Below are 23,095 nucleotides of genomic sequence, written 5' to 3' on the forward strand. Positions count from 1 at the left end.
CCTGGCCGTCATCGACCCGAAGCGAAGGAGATCCCCTCCATGAAACGCTGGTTGGCCACCGGACTCGCCTCCGCAGGCACCATCGTCGCCACGCTCGCAGTCGCCGCCCCGCCCGCGCATGCTGTGAACGTGTGGCACGCCTGCCGCACCGTCAACGGCGTCCAGACCGACGGCCCGCTCGGCCACGGGTGGACCGCACAGCCCTGTGTCTACCTCGACTACGACAGCCACATCGCCGTCGCCAAGGTCACCTACCATGGCGGCAGCACCGATGTGCACCTCATCGCCGAACTCGGCGTCCGGTACGGGGACGGCAGCATCCAGTGGGGCGTCGGCCAGAACATCGGTCCGGCCGTCAACCCCGTTGGCGGCGGGTCGGCCTACGAGTGGTCGAAGTTCGTCCCCATCCCCGGCGGCAGAGGCATCACCAGCGTATTCGCCCGCGCCCGCCTGATGGACTCCGGCATCATCTCCGGCGACGTCGAATCCGGCTCTGTCCCGCTTGCCTGGTAAGCGCCAGGCGAGGCTCACCTCGACGCCTTGGAGGCGTAGATGAAGCTCCTGTCCAGCCGTAAACTCCACTCCGCCGCGATCGTCACCGCCACTGCCGCCATCACAAGTGCTCTGATGGCCGGCCCGGCTCACGCCGACATCTTCCTCCCGTCCGTCCACATCCAGGCCAAGCACGGCAAGCGGTGTCTCACAGAGCACGGAGAAGAGAAGCGCTTGTATCTGGACGGCTGTAGTAACAGCCCCTGGCAGAAATGGGAGGTCGCCTCCTACAACGGCGACACCAACGGCATCCACAACGTGCGGGTCTACAACCTCGCCAGCAAGAAGTGCCTGACCGTCGACAGCGGCAAGGCCTCGATCGAAGGCTGCAAGCCGGGACAGGTCCGCAGCCAGATCTGGGCGCTGACCGGCAACAACTACAGGAGCTTCAACTACCAGTTCTACACCTACGACATCCACGCCTGCCTGGATTCCGGACAATCCAGCAGCCTGCTGCTCAGGCAGAACGGCTGCAACACCAAGAACGATTACCAGTACTGGGGTCTCCCCAACGCCTGACGGCCCGACAGCACAGCACCGCTCCCCACGTCCGGCTTGTGCAAGCCGCCGCTGTTGGCCGGCTGGATCAGCGGGCTGATGCGGGTCCAGGCGTCCACTCACCACCCACTTGTGCGCGAGACGATCGGCAGGCTTCACTGGCCGCGTGGGCCAGGCATGCAGCCCCTCTGTCAAGCTCCTCGATGTTCCTGATCCGGGAACACTGAGGGGCTTGCGTGTTGGCGGGCTGGTCGGGAGGGACAAGACTCCCGCGACCACGGCGAGCGGACGACCTCCATCGTCGCCACCGGACGCACCGAGACGCTCGCCTCCCGGCCATGGTGAACGAGTCCGATCTCATCCGGAGGCCACCAAGGGGCCGTCCAATCCGCGCACCGGCCACCGCCCGAGCCAGAAGGCCGCTGTAGAGGGTTGGACTACATCCTGGGTCGAGCCGTCATGCGGCAGGAGTTCAGTAGGAGCGATATAGCCCTCGCCCGGTTCCAGGCGAATGCGCAGCGAGCGAAGTTCCTGCCCCTGCTCAACGTAGCGCCGTATATCGTCGGTATGCGGATAACGCTGGGAAACGTCTTCGTAGAGCGCCTCGCAGATCTCTTCCACGGTCCGATCACCTATGAGCAAGTAGCGAGGGCCGGGGCCCAGGTTGAGGCACAGCCGGCGCCGTCCTATGTGCCGAGCTCCATGGCGCAGCCGGTCCCAGTTATCGACATGGAGACCCAACCTGCGCCCTTTGGCGGCGTCTTCGGTTGTGGTCCAGGAGCCGCCGCCAGCGGTGGCACAGCCCAGGAATTCGGGCTTCCACCGGTTGGCGAATGGTTCGAGGCCGACTGTCAACTCATCAAGGTTCAGAGCCTTCCCGGCCAGTGCGGACCGTAGCCGGATCAGTTCGATCACGGTTCCGTCTGGAGTATCGGCGTCCGCCCATAGCCGTTCGGCTTCCGTCGTGGTCAGCGGTTGCCAGTCCCCCACGGGTACCACGGCACCGTCGTCGTAGTCCGCCAGACTCCGGCATCGGCGAACCGAACCGGCCTCGCACCGCTGCAGCAACGTCTTGCAGGGCAAGAAAGCCAGGCGGCCTGCCATGCTCCTTCCCCCCTTCCGGCAGTCGGGCTATTTGTCGTCAAGGTCCTCGCCGTACATGAAGTCCAGCTCGGCTGCGAGTGCTTCGGCGAGCTGGCCGAGCTGCTCGCGGTCGATGAGTACACCCCTGAGTGCGCCGATACCGCGCACGCCGCTCAAGTCATTGCCCCGAAGGTCACACCCCCGGTGCTTGCCACCGTCGAATTCGGTCAGTCGCAGGTCACATGCTTCGAAGACCACTGCCGAACCGAAGTCCGAGGACTTGAAGGACGATTCCTGAAGCGCGCATTTGACGAAGGCCACAGGGCCAGTAAATCGAAGCCGGTCAAAGGTGGCGTAGTCGAATCTGCAGTTCTCGAAGAGCACGTTGTCGAGGACCATGCCTTCGAACAGGGCGCCCATCAGCTTACAGTTTCTGAATGTGACTCGAGTGAGCTTACTGTCTGCCCAACGCAGAGAGGAAAGGGAACAGTTGGACAACTCTACGGAGTTGACCAGAACTTCTTGGAGCCTGGTGCGCCGACTCCGTACATCTCGGATGCGACCGTCCAGCAACTGAATGTCAACGAGGTCCAGTTCCCGTAGGTCCTTGTCGGCGTACTGGAAATCCGAGACCCTTCCCCGACTACCTTCGAGCGATGTCACGTTCGATAGATACAGGCCCCGCTCGTCCAGAGCCGGGAGGGTTACGCTCGTACGGCGTACCGTGCGGGATTCCATTCGACTTTCCTTCGGTCCTGCATCACGGGCAAGGTGACGCGCCAGGATGACGCGCCACCGGAGGATCGGCCTACTTCTTCTTGTTCCAGTTGTCCCAGGTGGGCTGGTTGTTGAATGGCGAGGAAGACTTCCCCCAATTATCCCACGTCGGCTGGTTGTTGAATTTTGCGTGAACGGTCTTGGTCCGGAGACGGCCGTATGCGGTGACCAGCTCGTGCACTACGGAAGCGTCGGTGACAGTGAGCTGTTCCAGCAGTGTCATGCGTCCTGCTCCTTCATCGCGGTGGTGCACAGCGCCATTACCAGTGCCTGCCGGGAGACACGACAGTAGTTCGTCTCTGTGGTCGTTAGGCTGCCCGACTCGAAGTAGCGGTTGCCGGCCTGTGCTCCCCGCGCGAGACACTGCCCTTCCCGCTAGTACGGCGGCTGTGAGCGCGGCCCGCCAACGCCCTTGGCCGGCCGTTGGTGATGACGTCATCCGGCCAGCCGGTGAAGATGGATCGCCAGGACGCCAAGGGCTTCCTTCTCGGGTGGGTAGATGTCGCGGCAGCCGCGAGGAGCTCTTCGCGGTTCAGGTCACCGCTGATGGCGGTGATGTCTTCCGCGTCCGCCATGGCCTCGAAAGACGGGTATTCGACGAGCTTGACGACCCGAATACGAAAGGAGTCGTCGCCGGACCGGAACACCAGCACCTGCCCTGCGGCGATCTTCCTCATGCTGGGGTAGCCGACGCGGACCTCCATCGTCTTGACGCCATCCTTGATCAGCTCAAGGTAGGGCTTGCGGATGTTGATCTACCGTTCGGTCATAAGGTGCCTTCCGGTGGTTGTGGTTGTCCGGCCGGGGGCAGCAGGCGTTCCTGGAAACCTCTCGCTGCCTCCAGCCGGGGATACCGGCGGGTGAGGAACGAGGCGAGTTCGCGAGCCCGGTTGCGAACAGAGCCCAGTACACGGGTGCTGCCAAGAGCCTGGTGGCCAAGGACGAGCGCATCCTGCGGCTCGCCGAGCAGGGCATGGGCAATGGCAAGGTCGATTCGTGCGATTGCCTCGCGGCTCGGGGACCGCGAGGCGGCCGGTGCCGTCTCATAGACCACGACAGCGGATTCCGCAGCCTGCTGGGCCAGAACCGGGTTGCCGAGCCAGATGTGGGCACTGGCCGGAAAGGAGGTCAGGGCGTAGTCGGCCAGGGGCAGGAGTCCATATCGAAGCGCCGCTGGGGACGCGGTGATAGCAACCGGTACGCGTCCTGGGCTTGGCAAAAGGCAGTTATGAAGCCATCGCCGTCACCATCCGCCACTGAGCCGGTTCGTACCGAGGAGACGCGGAGGTAGCACCCTGTCAGCGTCACCGAGCACCGCGGTCGGAACAGCGGGAGCGCAACCGCCGCACCCAATGGCCGTGTCGGCCTCTTCCCCAACCGAGCGCAGCCGTAGTGGAGATCTGTGCGAATGCTTCCGACGAGGGCAGGCGCTTCCTCAGCGGCTGAGCAGGCCGGCCGTGATCAGCATGTCCGGCAAGGCTGCCGTCATCCACGCTCCGCGTGGTGCACCACCCGTTCCAGCACCCAGATTCGCTCTTCGCCGTACTGCTCGGCGCGTGCCAGCAGTTCGGCGGACGCCACCAGCATCAGGGCGAGAGCAACCGCTCGTGCCGGATTCGCATCCAGTTGACGAAACGGTGCGCTCAGCCAGGCATAGCGGTCTTCCGACAGGGACAACCGCCCGGGTACCACCACCATGGACTCCCTGCCGAGGTAGCGGTATTCGGGCGGCGATGTCGTCTCACAGGTCACCTGCCGCCGGAACCATTCGCGCGAATCCGGTGGCAGGAAGAACCCGACCTTCTTCGCCGCCCGGTCGATCTCAACGGGACCGACCGGCAGCTGTCTGCGGACGAGTTGATCGAAGGTCTCAACACCAAGCTGCTGGTTGACCACCACAACGTCGAAGAGCCGGCCCGCCGGAAGGGCGACCGGCTTGCGCGGATCCATCTCCCAGATCTCACGGCATTCATGCGGCCTGTCAGCCGCCGTGGACAGCCACTCGGCCCCACGCCTAGTCAGCAACTGCACGCGGTCCTCACCCAGTTGGTCTCCGGGACGACCGTTCGGCCGCCGTGCGACCAGCATCGACCACAGGGCCCTGGCCAGTAGAGATGACGAGAGGTGACATGGGGTGACGCGAGCAGTGCCACCCCGTCACCGCACGTCGTCACCGGCGGTGGTGGAACTTATTGAGGAACCGCATATGCAGCGGAACCGAGATGCGTACCTTGGGTGAGGTGACGGTTACAACTGCCAGTCCCCGTCAGGGGAGGCGGCCATAACAGATTCCGCGAAGCCCTTCGGCATGCGTCTGAGGGAAGCTCGTAAGCGCCGCGGCTGGAGTCAGTTGCGCCTGATTACCGAAATGCGCGCCGCCGCCGCGCGTCACGGTAAGTCTCTGGTATCCGACGAAGGAGTGAAGCGCAGGGTCGCCAGTTGGGAGAACGGGCACAGCGTGCCCGACGAGTTCTACGGGACGGTCGTCTGTGAAGCTCTCGGAGTCACCACTGCCGAACTTGGACTGTGCCATTTGGCAGGAGACGATGCCGAGTTCTTGGGAGCGCGCTACTCTCCGAGTCCTGAGGCCGCTATCAGCACCGTTGACCAGCTCTGGAGCGCGGACCTGCGTGGCTTCGAGCCACTGGTCACGTCGGAGGCGTCGGCACCAGCCTGGCACGAGGCCTCTCTGTATTGGCTAGTGGCCTCGCACCCCTGCCCCCCACCGGTTGCCATGAGCAGCAGCCCCCGAGTAGGGCTCGCTGACGTGGCGACGGTCAAAGCGACGACTGACGTCTTTGCCCAACTGGATGACCGGTTCGGTGGCAACCATGCTCGGCAGTCGCTGGTGCAGTACCTCAGCCGGGATGTCGCTCCACTGCTCAAGGGCCGGTATACGGAGTCCGTGGGACGTGCTTTGTTCGCCACGGTCGCGGAATCCACGCTCCTCGCGGGCTGGATGTGCTACGACGCCTGTCATCACGGTTTGGCTCAGCGCTACTTCCTCCAGGCACTGCGCTTGGCCCAGGACGGCAACGACCGCCGGCTGGCGGGGAGCATCCTGTCCGCCATGAGCCATCAGGCCACGTTTCTCGGGTACTTCACCGAGGCGGTAACCCTGGCCCGCGCGGCCCGGATGGGAATCTCCGGTGTGACAACGCCCACGCTCATGGCCCAGTTCCATGCCATGGAGGCTCGCGCTCTGGCTCGAACCGGCGACAATCGTGCATGCGAGTTGGCCCTCGCAGAGGCCACCAAGGCTTTGGAGAGCCGGAACCATGGGGACGAGCCGGAGTGGATCACTTACTTTGACGAATCCGAGTTGGCCGCCGAGGCCGCCCACTGCTTCCGCGATGTGAACCATGCGCGCCAGTGCGCAACCCATGCCGAGCAGGCGATGACCGGAAAGCATGTACGCAGCGACTTCTTCGCGACCATGGTGCTGGCCGACGCGCACCTATGTGCGGGGGAGCCCGAAGATGCCTGCCGAGTGGCCCTCGACGCCCTGGATCTCGGGGAACAGCTCAAGTCGGCGCGCTGTGTCGCCTACCTCAGCGAGTTCCGCAGACATATCACCGTTTACGGCGAAACGACCAGCGTCCGTGACTTCTGCGATCAGGCAGCCGACCACCACTTGTGGGTCGCCTCCGAATCCGGAGCCGGCCGGCGACTCTAGAACGGTCGCCAGCTCCTCCGGCTTCCCCCCGTCCTCAATGAGTCCATGCGCCGGGTGAACTCCTCGTCCGACTTCTCGCTCGTCGAGACCTGTTTCCCCATCCAGGCCACCATCATCAACTCACGGATGTCTGCCAGGACTTCATACCCGGGCCAGTTCATGATGTCGAAGCCGTAGCAACGGACGAATCCCTCATACTCCCTTGGACTGTGCCAGGCAAACCGGTCGTAATAGACGGCAGTGAGTATGAGATCCCATTCGCGAGGCGCAAGAGCGAACCCATCGAGGTCGATGAGCACGGCCTGGCCGTCCCTCCCCCGCAACACATTCCCTACATTCGCGTCACCATGAATGACGCCGAAAGGGAGCTCAAAATCCAGCTTGTCGTAGTCCTTGTTGAGCTTGGCCGCCCGCCGCTCCAGAAACGCCCGGTCCTCCGGCGCCACTCCATCCAGATCGCGCATAGATGCCCAGACCTTCGCGAAAGGATCGAAGTACGGGAGCCCCAGTGACTCCGGTTCCTCCAACCCGTGGAGTCGGCGCAGCAGATCCGCCAGCTCCGCCACCGTCGCGTACTCCTCACGATCCTGCTCGCTCTGCCAGAAGGTGACGACCCGGCCAACCGCCGTCAACGGCTGCCGCATTCCCGGCACCAAGCGGGTAGCCGGGAACTCCTCCGCCTCCAGCCACCGCGCGACCCGGACCGCCCGCCGCATCTCGCTCAGAGCCTCCGGATCCCGTGCAACCCGTACGACCACCGGCTCCGCCGTCAGCCTGAACACCGCATTGGACCCCAGCCGTACCAGCTCAGCGCCGGACGCCGTCAACCCCACAGCCCCACAGGCCTCTTTGAGCGCAACCCTCGCACATTCCGCCGTGAAGTCCGACACACCACCCTGAGTCTCGCCGCCGCCCGGGATCATGCAATCGACGCTACCGCCCGCACCACGACGACGTCAGGCCATGCAGAGGCCCCGACAACTCACAACCGAGAAAAGGACTTCAAGTCGGCCTGGTGGCCGCCCGGCCGGCGCAATCACCGCTGTCGCGGCGGGAAATCACGGCGTAGGAGAACCAGGAGATCATGATTCCCTCGGTAAGCGGCAATCGGCGCGCATCGCATCCCAGTAGCCGCGGAAAACAGCGATCTTGCCTGGCTCACCGTTGGGGCCGTGGGCATCGACTACGGCGTACCGTTTTAGCCCGGGAGGACGAGCCCCGCTTCTTCTCCGAGTTCACGGGCGATGGCGTCCTCCGGGAGTTCGTTGTTGCTGTCACGCTTGCCGCCCAGGGAGCGGGTGCCCGGATCGCAGATGCCCGGGATATTGTCGCGGAGGTGCAGGAGTACTCCCCCTGGCAGTTGGTGATCAGGGCAGCGGTGCCCTTGGGTTCCTGCAAGCCCACGGAATCTCCTCGTTCCGACCGGGCGCCCCGAAATGGGGGCTTGGTGGGGCGCCCGAGCTGGCGGATCGTCCAGCCGGCCGTCCGCCAGCGATCGGCGTCAAGGGTGTTACGGACATCAACCATCACCGCGCCATCGCCGGCGATCGTTCGCAGCTGTGCCGGATCGGCGTCGCAGGACTCGGGCCACTCATTGCCAGTACGTCCAGTTCGGGCGCCCCCCAGACCATCTGGAATCCACGGCCCGAGTGCATCTGTACGAGGCCCGGCAACTGACCCATGGGCAACACAGCACCTCTCCGCCTGCTGAACGGGACTGCGCACTGACCTGGTGGCCCATGACCGACGCCATCACCGCTGCCACGGAAGGGCGCTTCCTCCTGCCGGCCGGGCCCCTTGCCCTGCTTCTCGCCGAGCGCGCTCAGACGTCGATCTCCCAATGGAGGGCACCTTTCTGGCTGGGGGATTCCAGCACCGCGACGAGTCCTGCCGCGTCGGCCCCTGGGGCGAGATCGACTGCGAGGTAGGTGCCGTGAAGCCATTCGTGAGGCAGTCCGACTTCGGTGACTTTGCCGTGCAGGAGATCGTGCAGCCGCTCCCCGTCTCGGTGCTCGGCGGCGAGCGCGACGCGCAGGGTGCGGTGGCCGGACTTCTCCACCACGGCGGACACCATATGGTTGCCGTCGATGGTCACCACATCGCGGTAACAGATGCCATAGGTGAAGAAGGGCAGACAGGTGACCTCGAATCTGTCGTCGGCAATCCGGCGGGTCCACAACTGCTCGCGCCAGTCAGCCGTCCGCTTGGACAGATCAGCGCGGATCATGTAGTTGGACGGGCCCCGACCGATTGGGGCCCCGTGCGTGATGATGGTGATGGCGTACCTGCTGTGCGATCAGGGTGAAGGCGAGGCGTAAGCCGCAACCGGAGACTGGGGGGCTGCTGCGCCGGCCTCGTTGAGTACCGTGAGGGCTGCTTGAACCGATACACATATCGAGAGGCCGACACCATGCTCACCGCCAGGTTCTTCTTCGACGCAGGGTCAGGCATAGTTCTCTGGGCGGCCACACCCGAGACCAAGGAGGTGTGGGGGTACCCGATCGAGTTGGACAGACTACCGATCAGTCACGGCCTCCGCGACAACCTGGCCAGGCTGATTGCTCGTTACGATACGTCGTTGAACTGGGATTACCCCCCGCACCCGGGACCGTGGCGTGAAGCGGAGTGCCAAGACTTCAACGAGGCGGTACACCAAGCGCTCGACCGCCTCCGCACCGAGCTCGGTCCGGCATGGCAGATTTACGACGAGTTCTACCCACTCCACGAAGACCCTGACCTCGACCGCTACCTAGCCGATCCAGCTGGCTTTGTCCGCACCTGACCGCGCCGGACGCACTCGTCATCACTGCTGCGCCGGTGGCGTACGCCAACTACTTGATCCCTCAGAATCAGGCCAATCCGGCTAATCCGCCCCCGGGTTGACGCCGAAGACCCTTCAGTTCCGCGAACTCGCGGGCTTCTACGGTGTGTGAGTAGGCGAGGTACAGGATGTAGCGCTGAGCTTGCGGCAGCACCGATGTGCACCTCATCGCCAAACTCGGCGCCCAGTACCAGTACGGCAGAATCCAGTGGGGCGTCGGCCAGAATCGGTCCGGCCGTCTACCCCATCGGCGGCGGATCGGCCTACGAGTGGTCGAAGTTCGTCCCCATCCCCGGCGGCAGAGGCATCACCAACGTGTTCGCCCGCGCCTGCCTGATGGGTTCCGGTCAAATCTCCGGCGACGTCGAATCCGGCTCTGTCCCGCTGTCCTGGTGATCGCCCAGGCGAGGCTCACCTCGACGCCTTGGAGGCGTAGATGAAGCTCCTGTCCAGCCGTAAACTCCACTCCGCCGCGATCGTCACCGCCACTGCCGCCATCACAAGTGCTCTGATGGCCGGCCCGGCTCACGCCGACATCTTCCTCCCGTCTGTCCATATCCAGGCCAAGCACGGCAAGCAGTGCCTCACAGAGCACGGAGAAGAAAACCGCTTGTATCTGGACGACTGTCGTAACAGCCCTTGGCAGAAATGGGAGATCGCCTCCTACAACGGCGACACCAACGGCATCCACAACGTGCGGGTCTACAACCTGGCCAGCAGTAAGTGCCTGACCGTCGACGGCGGCAAAGCCTCGATCGAAAAGTGTGATCGGGGACAGGTCCGCAGCCAGGTCTGGGCGCTGACCGGCAACAACTACAAAAACTTCAACTACCAGTTCTACACCTACGCCATCCACGCCTGCCTGGATTCCGGGCAACCCAGCAGCCTGCTGTACAAGCAGAACGGCTGCAACACCAGGAACGATTACCAGTACTCGGGTCTCCCCAACGCCTGATGGCTCGGCAGCACAGCACCGATCCCCGGTGACCGCGCGACCGTCCCGGGGCGTGGCCAAATCCGAAACAGGGGCGGGGCCGGATGGGCCGCGCCGCCCCGTCTTCAGACCGCCTGCGCGAACGACGGATCGTGCCTGAGATGGTCCGGCGCACCGCCCGACACCGCACCTCACTGGGCCTACAGATGGCCAGTTGGCCAGGCATCGTGCGTGAGTGCGGAGGAGTTGTGCACTTCGCACGCTTCAGGCATACGGGACCGCGAGTCGGACAAGCATGAGAGTGCCTCGGCCCGATCACCTGGTCACGGGCTTGAGCGGGCATGGGCCGACTTGTGTTCACAAGGGGGCGACGCGGTGGTCGGACTGATCAATAGCTTGGGTACGGTCGTTCTGGCTTTCCTGTTCGTCGGCGGTGCGGTGTGCTTGGCGGCGGCCGGGAGTCTGCTGGTGCGCTGGAGGTTCCCGGACACCATCCAAGGCCAACACAACAAGACCATTGGTGATGTCCTCGGCGTATACGCGGCGATCTACGGCATCATCCTCGCCTTTGTGGTCGTCGCCGACTGGGAGGCCCTGGGAAGCGCCGAAGTCAATGTGGCCGCCGAGGCATCCCAGACGGCTGAAGTCCTCCTTGACGCCGGCGCCTTCCCCGCGGCGCAACGGCAGAAGATCTCGACCGCCATAGGGGAATACGTCCATGCCGTCGTCGAGCGGCAGTGGCCGCTCATGCGGCGCGCCGCCCCCGACGCCGATCTCACCAATCCACAACTGACGGCCCTCTACGCCGCCTTCCAGGGCTACGAGCCCACCACCGAAGCGCAGAAGGCCTACTACAACCAGGCGATCACCAATATCGGCGGGGTCGCCGCGGCCCGCCGGAACCGGCTCACTGCCAGCCAGAAGGAACTACCGCTCCTGCTCACCGCGTTGGTCTACGGGGGCGCGCTCGTCCTCATTCCACTCACATTCCTCTATGGAATCGAAAGCATCAGGATCCAGCTCCTGTTCGTCTGCTCGATCGCGGCCCTCGTCGGGATGAGTGTGCTGCTCGTCCTCACCCTGGACCATCCCTTCTCCGGAGACGTCAGTGTTTCCCCCGAGGCCTTCAAACAAGGGATATTGGCCCAGTTCTGGTGACGAACCGCCGCCTGGCCTGCTCCGGTGAAGCCGGGCGCACGCCCTCAGGCAGGGCTCCGGTGCGGTCGAGGACGAGTGCGCCACCCCGGATCAGTGAACCGGCGGCGCGGCAGTCGAATCGCGGGCCGTCAGGCGTGGCGTGGGCCGGCGCACCTGGCGGGGCGGCCCCCCGTCCAGCAGGGCGATGAGCTCCTCCGCCGCGCACCGGCCGAAAGCGGAGGCATCACGGACCAACGCGGTAAGCGTGGGATGGGTGTTGCGGCAGAGGATGGAGTCGTCCCAGGCGACGATGGACAGATCGCCGGGTACGGACAGTCCGCGCTGGGCGGCGACGGCCAGACCGGCCACCGCCATGACGTCATTGTCGTAGACGATCGCGGTGGGCGGGCGCGGCATGGCCAGGACCCGGCGGGTGGCCTCCGCCCCCTGGGCGTCGGAGTAGTCGGTGGGGACGGACAACGTCTCCTCCAGGCCCCGGCGTTGGGCTTCCGAGCGCAAGGAGTCGATGCGCCGCCGGGTGTGAGCGAGACCGGTCAGGCCGGCAATATGGACGATCCGGCGGTGGCCGAGGGCGTGCAGATGGCCGATGATGGCGGCCATCGCACCGGTGTCGTCGGCCCAGAGGTTGGAGACGGCTCCGCTCAGGTCCCCGGGGTCACCCGGGGCGCCGATCAGCACCGCGGGCAGGGCCAGTTCGGCCAGCAGGGCGGGGCGGGGGTCCTGGTCGCGGGGATCGACCACCAGCAGGCCGTCCACCCGGTGCTCGGCCCACCAGCGGCGGTGGACCGCGCATTCGGCGTCCAGGTCCTCCACCACCTGGAAGAGCAGGCCCAGCCGGCGTACGGCCAGTGCTTCCTGTACTCCGGAGACCAGTTGGAGGAAGAAGGACTCCACACCCAGGGTGCGCGCGGGGCGGGCCAGTACCAGGCCCACCGTGGCGGAGCCCTCGCCGGACAGGGCGCGGGCCGCCGCGCTGGGCTGCCAGCCCAGTCGCTCGGCGACCCGGCGCACGCGTTCGCGGGTGGCCGGGGAGACGCCGGGGCGGTCATTGAGCGCGAAGGAGACCGCGCTCTCCGAAACGCCCGCCTGACGGGCGATGTCCTTGATCGTCGGACGGCGGGCCGGCAGGCGGCGCATGGGCGGTTCTCCTATAGCGCTTCGGTTCCCAACACACTAAAGCGCATTAGTCGTTGCCGGAAGTGTTGACGTGGCTCCCTTGCCGGGTGCACCTTTTGGACCGCCACTCCTGGCCCGATGCAGGGCCCGACCAGAGGAGCTCGCCCGGCCATGCCCCTGCCCAGAAGAGCAACCCTGTTACCGGCCATATTGCTTGCCCTCACCCTCACGGCGGCCTGCGGTTCCGGTGGCGGTGATGACGGGGGCGGTTCCGCGGAGGGCAGGGCCACGGGCGGGATCAGCTTCCAGACCTGGAACCTGCGCGCAAACTTCAAGGAGTTCTTCGAGGGGCTGATCCGGGATTTCCGGCAACGGAACCCGGAGGTGAAGGTCAAATGGCTGGACCAGCCGGCCGACAACTACGCCGACAAACTCAGCGCCGACGCGGCGGCCGGCACCCTCCCCGATGTCGTCAATGTCTCCCCCGATCTGGCCTATCCCCTGGCCAAGGCGGGGTTGCTGATGAATCTGGACCAGGAGCCGGCGGCCGCCCGCTTCAAGGGTGAATACACCGCCGAGTCCTGGCAGGGCAATACGCTGCCGGGGCTGCGTGGCTGCTATGCCTTCCCCTGGTATCTCAACACCGGACCGCTCTTCTACAACAAGCGGCTCTTCAAGGAGTCGGGACTGGATCCGCAGCGGCCGCCCCGCAGTTACGCGGAACTGTTCACCATGGCCGACACCATGGCCCGGCGCTCCGGCGGCAAGGTGGCCACCCTCGGCGGCATTCCCTCCATCGAGGACTTCGGCCGCTATGGGGTTCCGCTGATGAACGCCGATGCCACCGCGTTCACCTACAACGAAGCCAAGGGCGTTGAACTGGTCGCCAGATACCAGGAGTTGTACCGGAGCGGGGGGCTGGATCCACAGGCGCTCACCAATACCCCGGACAAGGTGGGGCAGAGGTTTCTGGAGCAGAAGGTCGCGATGAATCCGGGCAGCGCCCATGACCTGGCCAACTTCCGTAAGAACGCGCCCTCGTTGTACCGGAACCTGGGAATCACCGACGCGCCCAACAACAATGGCAAACCCAATATGTATGTGATGGGCCTGGCCGTGAACGCCCACAGCGGGCACAAGGCCGCCGCCGTGGCCTTCGCGCACTTCATCACCGACCGCGGGAACCAGGAGGCGTTCGCCCACCGGGTGGCGGTCTTCCCCAGCACCAAGGGCTCGCTGGAGGACCCGTACTGGACCAAGGACGACGGCACCGACGAGGGCCGGGTGAGGGTGGCCTCGGCCAGGATGCTCAAGGGGGCGGTCAATTACACCCCGGTGGTGATGAGCGACGAGATGAAGACGATTCTGCGCAATGAGATCGCCAAGGCGCTCCAGGGCGAGAAGTCGCCGCGACAGGCGCTGGACGACGCGGTGGAGCGCAGCAACAAGCTGCTGAAGCGGGGCTGATGAGGGTGAGGGGGAGGATGATGCCGGCAGCCCGTATACGCACTCACCGGGCCATCACACCCTGGCTGTTTCTGCTCCCCGGACTGGGTGTCATCGGCGCCTTCAGCCTCTATCCCTTTGTCACCACCGTGGGCCGGGCGTTCACCGACGCCCGTACCCTGAGCCCGGGCCACTGGGTAGGGCTGCGCAACTTCCAGGACATCTGGCAGGACGAGGAGTTCTGGACCGCCCTGGGCAACAGCACGCTCTATGTGGTGCTGGTGGTGCCGTTCACGGTGCTGCTGCCGCTGCTGCTGGCCCTGCTGGTGCAGGGCAGGCTGCCGGGCATCGGCTTCTTCCGCTCCGCCTTCTACCTCCCGGTGGTGGCCTCCATGGTGGTGGTCGCCCTGATCTGGGAGTGGATGCTGGACGACCGGGGGCTGGTCAACGGCATCCTGCGGCTGCTGGGCGGCGGCCGGGTGGATTTCCTGGGCGACGCCTGGCTGTTGCTGCTGAGCGCCATGGCCCTGACCGTGTGGAAGGGCCTCGGCTACTACATGGTCGTCTATCTGGCCGCCCTGGCCAATGTCCCCCATGAGCTGCACGAGGCCGCCGCCATGGACGGGGCCGGGGCGCTGCGCCGGTTCCTCAGTGTCACCCTGCCCGCGCTGCGGCCCACCATGGTGCTGGTGGCCGCGCTGTCCTCGGTGTCCGCCTTCAAGGTCTTCTCCGAGGTGTATCTGCTGGCCGGCCCCAACGGCGGCCCGGCGGGACGGGACACCACCCTGGTGATGCTGGTGCAGCGCACCGGCACCGGCCTCGGCGGCCGCACCGGCTATGCCTCCGCCCTCTCCCTGGTCGTCTTTGTCATCGCCCTGCTGCTGATGCTGCTGGTGCTGCGCGCCAACCGTGAGGAAGACCGCTGATGGTGATGCGGGTGATGCGCAAGGCGCTGCGCTATCTGCTTCTGCTGGCCGTACTGGCCCTGACCATTGGACCGTTCCTCTGGCAGCTGTCCACGTCCTTCAAGGGCACCACCGAGGACATCTACACCTCGCCGCCGCGGCTGCTGCCCCGCCATCCCACCCTGCACAACTACACCGCGGTGGCGGACATCATCCCGGTGTGGCATTACGCGCTGAACTCGCTGAAGGTGGCGCTGGCCAGTGTGGTGACCAATCTGGCCGGTGCCTCCATGGCCGGGTACGCGCTGGCCAGACTGCGCTTCCGGGGACGCCGGGTGGCCATGCTGGCCTTTCTGCTGGCGCTGCTGGTACCGCTGGAGTCCATTGTCATCGCGCAGTTCACCATGATGCGCGAGCTGGGGATCAACAACACCCTTACGGCAGTGGTGTTGCCGGGGGCGGTTGGCTCGCTCAATGTCCTGCTGATGCGCAATGCCTTTGCCGCCCTTCCCATGGAGGTGGAGGAGGCGGCGGTGATCGACGGAGCCAATGCCTGGCAGCGGTTTGCGCGCATCGCGCTTCCCTCGGTGCGCGGCACACTGGCGGTGGTGGCCATCTTCGCCTTTATGGGCGCCTGGGACGACTTCCTCTGGCCGCTGATCGTCCTCTCCGACTCCGACCACTTCACCCTGACCGTCGGCCTGAACTTCCTGCATGGCACCTTCCAGCAGAATCCCCGGCTGGTGGCCGCCGGAACGGTGATCGCGGTGGCCCCGCTGGTGGTGCTGTTCGCCTGTTTGCAGCGGTACTTCTTCCGTGGAGTCGGCGAGGGCGCCGTCAAAAGCTGAAGGGATTCCCGTCATTGTGCGTTTTGGAGTGAACTACACGCCGTCCAGAGGCTGGTTCCACCACTGGCTGGACTTCGATCCGGACGACATCCGCGCCGATCTGGATTCCATCGCCGGGCTGGGGCTGGACCACATCCGTGTCTTCCCGCTGTGGCCGCTGTTCCAGCCCAACCGCACCCTGATCCGCCCAAAGGCGCTGGAGCAGCTCGGAATGCTGGTGGACGCGGCCGCCGAACACGGGCTGGACGTCGCCGTGGACGGGCTCCAGGGCCACCTCTCCAGCTTTGACTTCCTCCCCTCGTGGATGACCACCTGGCACCGCCGCAATCTGTTCAGCGATCCGGAGGTGATCGACGCCCAGGAGCGCTATCTGGGCGCGCTGGCCGGGGCGTTGGCCGGGCGCCACAACTTCCTCGGGCTGTGCGTCGGCAATGAGGTCAACCAGTTCTCCGGTGATCCGCATCCCGATCCCGACCGCGTCACCACCGGTCAGGCGGAACACTGGCTGCGGCGGATGCTGGCCGCCTGCGACCGGGGAGCGCCGGGGCTGCCCCATGTGCACGCCTCCTATGACGCGGCCTGGTACGACGGGCGGCACCCCTTCACACCGGCGCACTCGGCGCGGATCGGCGCCATGACCACGGTGCACTCCTGGGTGTTCAACGGCACGGCACAGCGGTACGGGCCACAGGGCGCAGCGACGGAACTGCATGCGGCGTACGTGGTCGAGCTCGCCAAGGCATGGGCGGACGACCCCGCCCGTCCGGTCTGGCTCCAGGAGGTCGGCGCGCCGGCTCCGTATATTCCGCCGGAGCAGGCGGCGGACTTCGCATGGGCCACGCTGGCGGCTGTGGCGGACTGCGCGGGGCTGTGGGGCATCACCTGGTGGTGCTCGCATGATGTGGACCGGGCGTTGGCCGATTTCCCGGAACTTGAGTACGGACTGGGGTTGTTGACCAATGCGCGGGAGGTCAAGCCGGTGGGAGAGGCGCTGGCCCGCTTTATCCGCGAGCGGGGTCCGGGGGCTGTGACGCCGCCGCGTACGGCCTTGGTGCTGGATGCGGGGGATGCGGAGACGGCGCCGGGGCGGGGGGTGTGCGCGCCGGGCGGTGCGTTCTTCGAGTCCTGGATGCGGGTTGCCTCCGGCGGTTTACGGGTGGGGGTGGTGTTGGCTCACCTGGCCGGTGATGCGGGGTATTTGGCGGGGCGGGGGATTGGGGAGGTGGTGGGTTCGGTTGCGTTGTGAGTGCGGGTTGTGTGTGGCTGGTCGCGCAGTTCCCCGCGCCCCTGAGGGGGCGCCCCCACCCGGATTGGGAGCCCTTATGCCTGCTCGGAGAGCCGTGCTCAAAGCTGTTGCTCTTGCTGCTGTGTTGCCGGACGTCACGGCGCGGGCCGAGGGCAACGGCCTCCAGCCGTACGCCTCCTACTGGTTCCCCGACTCGCTGCCCAGCGGCACCCCCGCCCCCGGCGTGCGGTGGCGCAGCCTCGCCCAGTGGCGGCCGGAGGAGGATGCCGAGCTGCCGTTCAACCGCTCGGCCACCCCGCTCGCTCCCCGCTTCACTCCCCCGCCCGGCAATTCCACCGCGCACCCCGGGCAGGCGCGGATTTCCGCGCTGGTCTCCTTCGCTCCCACCTCCGGGAACCCTTCACTGGGGTCGGGCAGCGCCGACTACTATGCGCTCACCAACTGGGCCTATCTGGATGAACTGGTCTTCTGGGGTGGGTCCTCCGGTGAGGGACTGATTCTGGCGCCCAATGCCCCGGTCATCGACGCCGCCCATCGCAATGGCGTCCCCGTCCTCGGGACCGTCTTTCTGCCGCCCACCGCCTATGGCGGACAGCTGGCCTGGACAAGGGAGTTGGTGCGGCGGGATCCGGACGGCCGCTTCCCGCTGGCGGACCAGCTGGTCCTGGTCGCCCGTACGCATGGCTTCGACGGCTGGTTCCTCAACGCGGAGACCGATGGGGGCGACCATGAACTGGGCGCTGCCATGCGGGACTTCACCGCGTATCTGCGCCGGCAGGGGCAGGGGCTGCGCATCACCTGGTACGACGCCATGGCCATCTCGGGCGAGGTCGCCTGGCAGAACGAGCTCAATGACAACAACGCCCCGTTCTTCCGGGCCGCCGACACCATCTTCCTCAACTTCGGCTGGACCCGTTCCGGGCTGGATTCTTCGGCCCGGCTCGCGGAGAGCCTGGGGCGCGGGCGTTATGAGCTCTGGGCCGGGGTCGATGTCGAGGCACGGGGCTGGGACACGCCCGTGGACTGGGATGCCATCGCCCCACCCGGCACTTCCCGTCACACCACCTCCATCGGCTTCTACCGCCCCGAGTGGACCTGGAAGAGTCTCTCCGGCGCCGACCGCTCCCCCGCCGCCTTTCATCGCCGGGACGACCGTTTCTGGGCCGGTGATTCCGCGCTCGCCTCCTGGCGCGCACCCGCCGCCATCGTCGCCGACCGTTCCACCATCACCTCACTCCCCTTCGCCACCACCTTCAATACCGGCCATGGACTGGCCTGGTACGAGGACGGCGGCCGGGTGTCGGACGCCCCCTGGAACCAGCTGGGGCTGCAGGACCGGCTGCCCGCCCGCCGCTGGTCCGTTCACACCGTGGGCCAACGCCCGGATGTGGGCTTCGACTTCGGCGCGGCCTGGCACGGTGGCAGCAGTCTGCTGGTCAGCGGGCGGCTGACGGCCCCCACCACCATTGACCTCTACTCGACCCGGCTGCCGCTGTCCTCGGCGACGGTCATCGCTCTCACCCACCGCGCGGACCCCGGTTCCACCGCCGTGCTGGCCGAACTGGTGGTCGGCGCGGGTGGCAGGACCGTCTCTCTCCCCCTGGGACGGCTCAATGGGCACAACTGGACCACCAGCACCATCCACCCCCAGCCCCAACTGCGCGGCGCCACCACCATCGACTCCCTGGGCATCCGGCTGACCGCCTCGGCCACCGGCACATTGGGCTGGCGGCTGGGGGCGCTGGCGGTATGCGACACCGCTTCTGGCGCGCCCGGCGCACCGGGGCCCGTACGGCGCACCGCCGGCGCCCGCAACCCCGATGGCACCGTGGCTCTCCGCCTGGCCTGGGGCGCGGCCCCCGGTCCCGTGCGCCACTACGAGCTGCGCCAGTCGCTCCCCGGGGGTGGGTTCCGCTTTCTCGGCGGCACCTGCGGGCATGCCTACTACGTTCCGGCGCTGCGCCGTACGTCCGGTGAGGCGGTCAGCCGCCTTGAGGTGCGGGCGCTGGACGAGCTGTATGTCCCCTCCCCGCCTGCCGTGTTCGACCACCGCTGGTAACGACCACCGAGCCCCTCCCGGTTAGGACGATCCCGATGCACAACGACCGCAGCATCCTGGAAGCCCGTCTCAGGCGGGTGCTGGACGAGCGCATCCGCCCCGCGGTGTATCCCGAGTCGGTGCCGCTGGCCGTCTCGGTGTGGCAGGCGCCCGGGGAGCCGGTGCCGGTGGCGGAGGGGCTGGCCGCGCCGCGCACTCCGGTCGAGGTGGGCGCGGCCTGGGGTCCGGCCTGGGGGACCAGCTGGTTCACGGTGCGCGGGACGGTGCCGGGGGAATGGGCGGGACATACCGTCGAGGCGCTGCTCGACCTGGGCTTCGACGAGAATATGCCCGGCTTCCAGTGCGAGGGCCTGGTCTACCGGCCGGACGGCTCCCCGGTGAAGGGGCTCAACCCGCGCAACCAGTGGGTGCGCATCGCCGACCGGGCGGCCGGGGGCGAGCAGGTGCTGCTGCATATCGAGGCCGCCGCCAACCCGGTGATCATGGACTACCACCCCTTCCGGCCCACCGAACTGGGCGACCGGGAGACGGCCGACAGCGAGCCCCGCTACCGGCTGGCCCGTATGGACCTGGCGGTTTTCGACCGTACGGTATGGGAACTGGTCCAAGACCTGGAGGTGCTGGGCCAGTTGATGACCGAACTGCCGCTGGACTCCCCGCGCCGCTGGGAGCTGCTGCGCTCCATCGACCGGGCCCTGGACGCCATCGACCTCCAGCATGTCCCCGGTACCGCGGCCCGCGCCCGGGAACTGCTGGCCCCGGCCCTGGCCTCCCCCGCGCATGCCTCGGCGCACCGCCTCAGCGCCGTGGGGCATGCCCATATCGACTCGGCCTGGCTGTGGCCGCTGCGCGAGACGGTGCGCAAGGTGGCCCGTACCACGGCCAATATGACGGCTCTGCTGGCGGACGAGCCGGAGTTCGTCTACGCCATGTCCCAGGCCCAGCAGTACGCCTGGATCAAGGAGCACCGCCCGGAGGTCTACGCCCGGGTCAAAAAGGCGGTGGCCGAGGGCCGGTTCATTCCGGTGGGCGGGATGTGGGTGGAGTCCGACACCAATATGCCGGGCTCGGAGGCGCTGGCCCGCCAGTTCGTCCATGGCAAGCGCTTCTTTCTGGAGGAGTTCGGGATCGAGACCGAGGAGGTCTGGCTGCCGGATTCCTTCGGCTACTCGGCGGCACTTCCCCAGCTGGTGAAGCTGGCGGGCGCCCGGTGGTTCCTCACCCAGAAGATCTCCTGGAGCCAGAGCAACAAGTTCCCGCACCACACCTTCTGGTGGGAGGGGCTGGACGGCACCCGGGTCTTCACCCACTTCCCGCCGATCGACACCTACAACTCGCAGCTGTCCGGCGCGGAGTTGGCGCATGCGGTGCGCAACTTCCAGGAGAAGGGCGGGGCCACCCATTCCCTGGCTCCCACCGGGTGGGGGGACGGCGGCGGGGGCACCACCAGGGAGATGCTGGCCCGGGCCAGGCGGCTGGCGGACCTGGAGGGTTCGCCCCGGGTGTGCTTCGAGAAGCCGGCCGCCTTCTTCGAGAAGGCGCAGGCCGAGTACGGCAATGCCCCGGTGTGGGTCGGCGAGCTGTATCTGGAGCTGCACCGCGCCACCCTGACCAGCCAGGCCCGCACCAAACAGGGCAACCGACGGGCCGAACACCTGCTGTACGAGGCCGAGTTGTGGTCGGCCACGGCCACGGTGCGCACCGGGGCGCCCTACCCCTATGAGCGGCTGGACCGGCTCTGGAAGACGGTGCTGCTGCACCAGTTCCATGACATCCTGCCCGGCACCTCCATCGCCTGGGTGCACCGGGAGGCGGCCGAGACCTATGCCCGGGTCACGGCCGAGCTGGAGTCGCTGGTGGCCGAGGCGCTCACCGCCCTCGCCGGTTCGGGAGAGCAGGTGCTGGTCTTCAACTCCGCCCCGCACCGCCGGGCCGGCACCCCGGCCCATGGCGCCGCCCCGGCCGGCGCCTGCAAGCCCGCCCCGGCGAAAGCCGAACCCCGCCCCGGCGGCGGCTATCTGCTGGAGAACGGCCTGCTGCGGGCCGAGATCGACGAGCGCGGGCTGGTGGTCTCCGCCTATGACAAGGAGACCGGCCGCGAGGCCGTCGCCCCAGGCCGCGCCGCCAATCTGCTCCAGCTCCACCAGGACTTCCCCAATATGTGGGACGCCTGGGATGTGGACGCCTTCTACCGCAACACGGTCACCGACCTCACCGGACTGGACTCGCTCCGGCTGGTGGACGGGGCCGTCCACCTCACCCGCTCCTTCGGCGGCTCCCGGGTGACCCAGCGCATCAGCCTGCCCGCCGGGTCCCGGCGTCTGGACATCCACACCGAGGTGGACTGGCAGGAGACCGAGAAGTTCCTCAAGGCCGCCTTCCCGCTGGATGTGCACACCGACCGCATCGCCGCCGAGACCCAGTTCGGCCACCTCTACCGCCCCACCCACACCAACACCAGCTGGGACGCGGCCAAGTTCGAGGCCTGCGCCCACCGCTTCGTCCACCTCCAGGAACCCGGCTGGGGGGTGGCCCTGGTCAATGACTCCAGCTATGGCTATGACGTCAGCCGTACCGGCACCACCACGACCGTCCGACTCTCCCTGCTGCGGGCCCCCCGCTTTCCCGACCCCCGCACCGACCAGGGCGTACACCACTTCCGTTACGCCCTGGTGCCGGGCGCCGACCTCGGCGACGCGGTATGCGAGGGCTACCGGCTCGCCCTTCCCGAGCGCCGGATCCCGGGGAGGGCCCCGGTCGCACCCCTGGTGAGCCTCGACAATGACGCCATCGTCATCTCCGCCGTCAAACTGGCCGACGACGGCAGCGGCGATCTGGTGGTCCGCCTCTATGAATCCCTGGGCGGACGGGCCCGGGGCGTACTCACCCCCGGCTTCCCCACCACCTCGGCAAGCGTCTGCGACCTGCTGGAGCGGCCCCTGTCCCCGGCCGGAGCCGACGGCGGTGAAGTCGCCGTGTCGCTACGGCCGTTCGAGATCCTGACGCTGCGGCTGCGGCGGCGGGACGGAGAGTAGGCGGTGTCCGACGGCTCAAGGGCCGGGCCATCGCCGGCCGGGTGCGGTTCCTGCGGTGAGCGGCCCCATAGAGTCGGTCACTTGTCACGTGCGGGACGTCTGTGGCTGGTCGCGCCCACGCGGCGGAGCCGCACGGTCCAGCGCCCCGCGCCCCTTACGGGGCCCCAGCGGTCGGCCAAGAGCCATCAGACAGGCCGTAGATCCATCGCACGGACCCGGATGCGGTTGGCAGCGATCGGCAGGGCATAGTCGGGGGACCAGCCACCGATTGACGCACAGTGGAGCTGCACCGGTCCGAGGTGGCCACCCTTGACGCCATGGTGCTGGTCCATCCCAACTGGTGGGGCATGCCGCCCGCCGTCCTCACGGGCTGGGTGCAGCGGGTGCTCGCGCCCGGTATCGCATACAAGCTGGGCACCGCGGACGGGGAGCCCGCAGGGCTGCTGAAGGCCGGCCGGGCGCTCGTTCTGAACACCTCCGACACCCCGGCCGACCGCGAGGAGAGCGAGTTCGGCGACCCGCTGCAAAGGATCTGGGCGGCATGCGTGCTGCCCTATGTGGGTGTCACCGATGTCCGCCGGGTCGTCTTCCGTACGGTGACCGGCTCGACCGACGCAATGCGCGCATCATGGCTGCGCCAGGCGCGTGAGCACGCCGCCGCGCTGGTGGCCTGACGGCACACTGCCGCAGTACGCGTTCTCGTCAGGACCCGTACCGGATGGCCCGGGCCGGGCAGAGGTCCGCTGCCTCGGCGACGGCGGGCTCCAGGGCCGGGTCCGGGTTCTCCTGGAGGAGGGTCACCACTCCGCTGGACTCGTCCTGGTCGAACACCTCCGGGGCGGATAGGACACACAGCCCGGCGCCCACACACAGTTCCTGGTCGAGGGAGACCTTCATTGTCATACGCTCCTCACGGTTGACGGGGTTGACGGGGTTGGCGA

General features: G+C 67.0%; 23 protein-coding genes. 13 read left to right on the forward strand and 10 right to left on the reverse strand.

Annotated features, from left to right (window positions below; all coding sequences use genetic code 11):
- Nucleotides 1–39: 39 nt before the first annotated feature.
- Nucleotides 40–513, forward strand: coding sequence for a hypothetical protein (locus CV755_RS13940; protein WP_109280549.1), 474 nt, complete (start codon nt 40–42; stop codon nt 511–513).
- Between the two features lie 39 nt (nt 514–552).
- Nucleotides 553–1,071 (forward strand): RICIN domain-containing protein, encoded by a 519-nt coding sequence (locus CV755_RS13945; RefSeq protein WP_109280550.1) that lies wholly within the window; start codon nt 553–555, stop codon nt 1,069–1,071.
- A 336-nt stretch (nt 1,072–1,407) separates the two neighbouring features.
- On the opposite strand, the gene CV755_RS34215 is transcribed toward CV755_RS13945, so the two are convergent.
- From CV755_RS34215 to CV755_RS13970, 6 genes are all read right to left on the reverse strand, one after another.
- Nucleotides 1,408–2,154 carry a hypothetical protein gene (locus CV755_RS34215; RefSeq protein ID WP_153068669.1) on the reverse strand — a complete coding sequence of 249 codons (747 nt, stop codon included), beginning with the start codon at nt 2,152–2,154 and terminating at the stop codon, nt 1,408–1,410.
- Nucleotides 2,155–2,181: 27 nt separating this feature from the next.
- Nucleotides 2,182–2,871 carry a pentapeptide repeat-containing protein gene (locus tag CV755_RS36700; RefSeq protein WP_109280552.1) on the reverse strand — a complete coding sequence of 230 codons (690 nt, stop codon included), beginning with the start codon at nt 2,869–2,871 and terminating at the stop codon, nt 2,182–2,184.
- Between the two features lie 70 nt (nt 2,872–2,941).
- Complete coding sequence (amcA, locus tag CV755_RS34945; RefSeq protein WP_109280553.1) at nt 2,942–3,133, reverse strand: multiple cyclophane-containing RiPP AmcA; 192 nt, start codon at nt 3,131–3,133, stop codon at nt 2,942–2,944.
- Nucleotides 3,134–3,218: 85 nt separating this feature from the next.
- Nucleotides 3,219–3,614, reverse strand: coding sequence for an ASCH domain-containing protein (locus CV755_RS13965; protein ID WP_241561202.1), 396 nt, complete (start codon nt 3,612–3,614; stop codon nt 3,219–3,221).
- Between the two features lie 62 nt (nt 3,615–3,676).
- Complete coding sequence (locus CV755_RS34220; RefSeq protein ID WP_153068670.1) at nt 3,677–3,964, reverse strand: hypothetical protein; 288 nt, start codon at nt 3,962–3,964, stop codon at nt 3,677–3,679.
- 431 nt (nt 3,965–4,395) lie between these two features.
- Entirely contained in the window at nt 4,396–4,998 is a 603-nt protein-coding gene (locus CV755_RS13970; protein WP_109280554.1) for a bifunctional DNA primase/polymerase, read from the reverse strand.
- 331 nt (nt 4,999–5,329) lie between these two features.
- On the opposite strand from CV755_RS13970, the gene CV755_RS13975 reads away from it, so the two are divergent.
- Nucleotides 5,330–6,586, forward strand: a complete 1,257-nt coding sequence (locus CV755_RS13975) for an NsdA family TPR-like regulatory protein (protein WP_193553404.1) — start codon at nt 5,330–5,332, stop codon at nt 6,584–6,586.
- On the opposite strand, the gene CV755_RS13980 is transcribed toward CV755_RS13975, so the two are convergent.
- Together CV755_RS13980 and CV755_RS13990 are read right to left on the reverse strand one after the other, a co-directional pair.
- Nucleotides 6,583–7,509, reverse strand: coding sequence for a phosphotransferase enzyme family protein (locus CV755_RS13980; protein WP_109280556.1), 927 nt, complete (start codon nt 7,507–7,509; stop codon nt 6,583–6,585). The genes CV755_RS13975 and CV755_RS13980 overlap by 4 nt on opposite strands.
- A gap of 899 nt (nt 7,510–8,408) precedes the next feature.
- Nucleotides 8,409–8,813, reverse strand: coding sequence for a DUF4265 domain-containing protein (locus CV755_RS13990; RefSeq protein ID WP_109280557.1), 405 nt, complete (start codon nt 8,811–8,813; stop codon nt 8,409–8,411).
- Between the two features lie 183 nt (nt 8,814–8,996).
- Here CV755_RS13990 and CV755_RS13995 point away from each other — a divergent pair, with 183 nt between their 5' ends.
- The 3 genes from CV755_RS13995 to CV755_RS14005 all read left to right on the forward strand — a co-directional run bounded on the left by CV755_RS13995 (nt 8,997) and on the right by CV755_RS14005 (nt 11,499).
- On the forward strand, nt 8,997–9,368 hold the full coding sequence (locus CV755_RS13995) for a hypothetical protein (protein ID WP_109280558.1): 372 nt from the start codon (nt 8,997–8,999) through the stop codon (nt 9,366–9,368).
- 475 nt (nt 9,369–9,843) lie between these two features.
- A complete protein-coding gene (locus tag CV755_RS14000) occupies nt 9,844–10,362 on the forward strand; it encodes a ricin-type beta-trefoil lectin domain protein (protein ID WP_109280559.1) in 519 nt (172 codons plus the stop codon).
- Nucleotides 10,363–10,716: 354 nt separating this feature from the next.
- Nucleotides 10,717–11,499 (forward strand): bestrophin-like domain, encoded by a 783-nt coding sequence (locus tag CV755_RS14005; RefSeq protein WP_109280560.1) that lies wholly within the window; start codon nt 10,717–10,719, stop codon nt 11,497–11,499.
- A 90-nt stretch (nt 11,500–11,589) separates the two neighbouring features.
- Here the strand turns inward: CV755_RS14005 and CV755_RS14010 are convergent, their stop codons facing one another.
- Complete coding sequence (locus tag CV755_RS14010; protein WP_109280561.1) at nt 11,590–12,636, reverse strand: LacI family DNA-binding transcriptional regulator; 1,047 nt, start codon at nt 12,634–12,636, stop codon at nt 11,590–11,592.
- A 150-nt stretch (nt 12,637–12,786) separates the two neighbouring features.
- Between CV755_RS14010 and CV755_RS14015 the strand changes: the two genes are divergently transcribed.
- The 7 genes from CV755_RS14015 to CV755_RS14045 all read left to right on the forward strand — a co-directional run bounded on the left by CV755_RS14015 (nt 12,787) and on the right by CV755_RS14045 (nt 22,828).
- Nucleotides 12,787–14,082, forward strand: a complete 1,296-nt coding sequence (locus CV755_RS14015; RefSeq protein ID WP_109280562.1) for an ABC transporter substrate-binding protein — start codon at nt 12,787–12,789, stop codon at nt 14,080–14,082.
- A gap of 20 nt (nt 14,083–14,102) precedes the next feature.
- On the forward strand, nt 14,103–14,987 hold the full coding sequence (locus tag CV755_RS14020) for a carbohydrate ABC transporter permease (protein ID WP_241561203.1): 885 nt from the start codon (nt 14,103–14,105) through the stop codon (nt 14,985–14,987).
- Complete coding sequence (locus CV755_RS14025; protein WP_109280564.1) at nt 14,987–15,814, forward strand: carbohydrate ABC transporter permease; 828 nt, start codon at nt 14,987–14,989, stop codon at nt 15,812–15,814. The genes CV755_RS14020 and CV755_RS14025 overlap by 1 nt, the downstream gene beginning before the upstream one ends.
- Nucleotides 15,815–15,842: 28 nt before the next feature.
- Nucleotides 15,843–17,060, forward strand: a complete 1,218-nt coding sequence (locus CV755_RS14030; protein WP_422070548.1) for a glycoside hydrolase 5 family protein — start codon at nt 15,843–15,845, stop codon at nt 17,058–17,060.
- Between the two features lie 76 nt (nt 17,061–17,136).
- The gene (locus tag CV755_RS14035; protein ID WP_109280565.1) at nt 17,137–19,119 is read left to right on the forward strand and encodes an endo-beta-N-acetylglucosaminidase; all 1,983 of its coding nucleotides are present in this window, start codon (nt 17,137–17,139) and stop codon (nt 19,117–19,119) included.
- Nucleotides 19,120–19,154: 35 nt separating this feature from the next.
- Nucleotides 19,155–22,154, forward strand: coding sequence for an alpha-mannosidase (locus CV755_RS14040; protein ID WP_109280566.1), 3,000 nt, complete (start codon nt 19,155–19,157; stop codon nt 22,152–22,154).
- A gap of 278 nt (nt 22,155–22,432) precedes the next feature.
- On the forward strand, nt 22,433–22,828 hold the full coding sequence (locus CV755_RS14045; RefSeq protein WP_241561204.1) for an NAD(P)H-dependent oxidoreductase: 396 nt from the start codon (nt 22,433–22,435) through the stop codon (nt 22,826–22,828).
- Between the two features lie 28 nt (nt 22,829–22,856).
- Here the strand turns inward: CV755_RS14045 and CV755_RS14050 are convergent, their stop codons facing one another.
- Complete coding sequence (locus CV755_RS14050; protein ID WP_109280567.1) at nt 22,857–23,051, reverse strand: ferredoxin; 195 nt, start codon at nt 23,049–23,051, stop codon at nt 22,857–22,859.
- Between the last annotated feature and the right edge of the window lie 44 nt (nt 23,052–23,095).

This window comes from Streptomyces orinoci, assembly GCF_003121295.1.
GTDB lineage: Bacteria > Actinomycetota > Actinomycetes > Streptomycetales > Streptomycetaceae > Streptomyces > Streptomyces orinoci.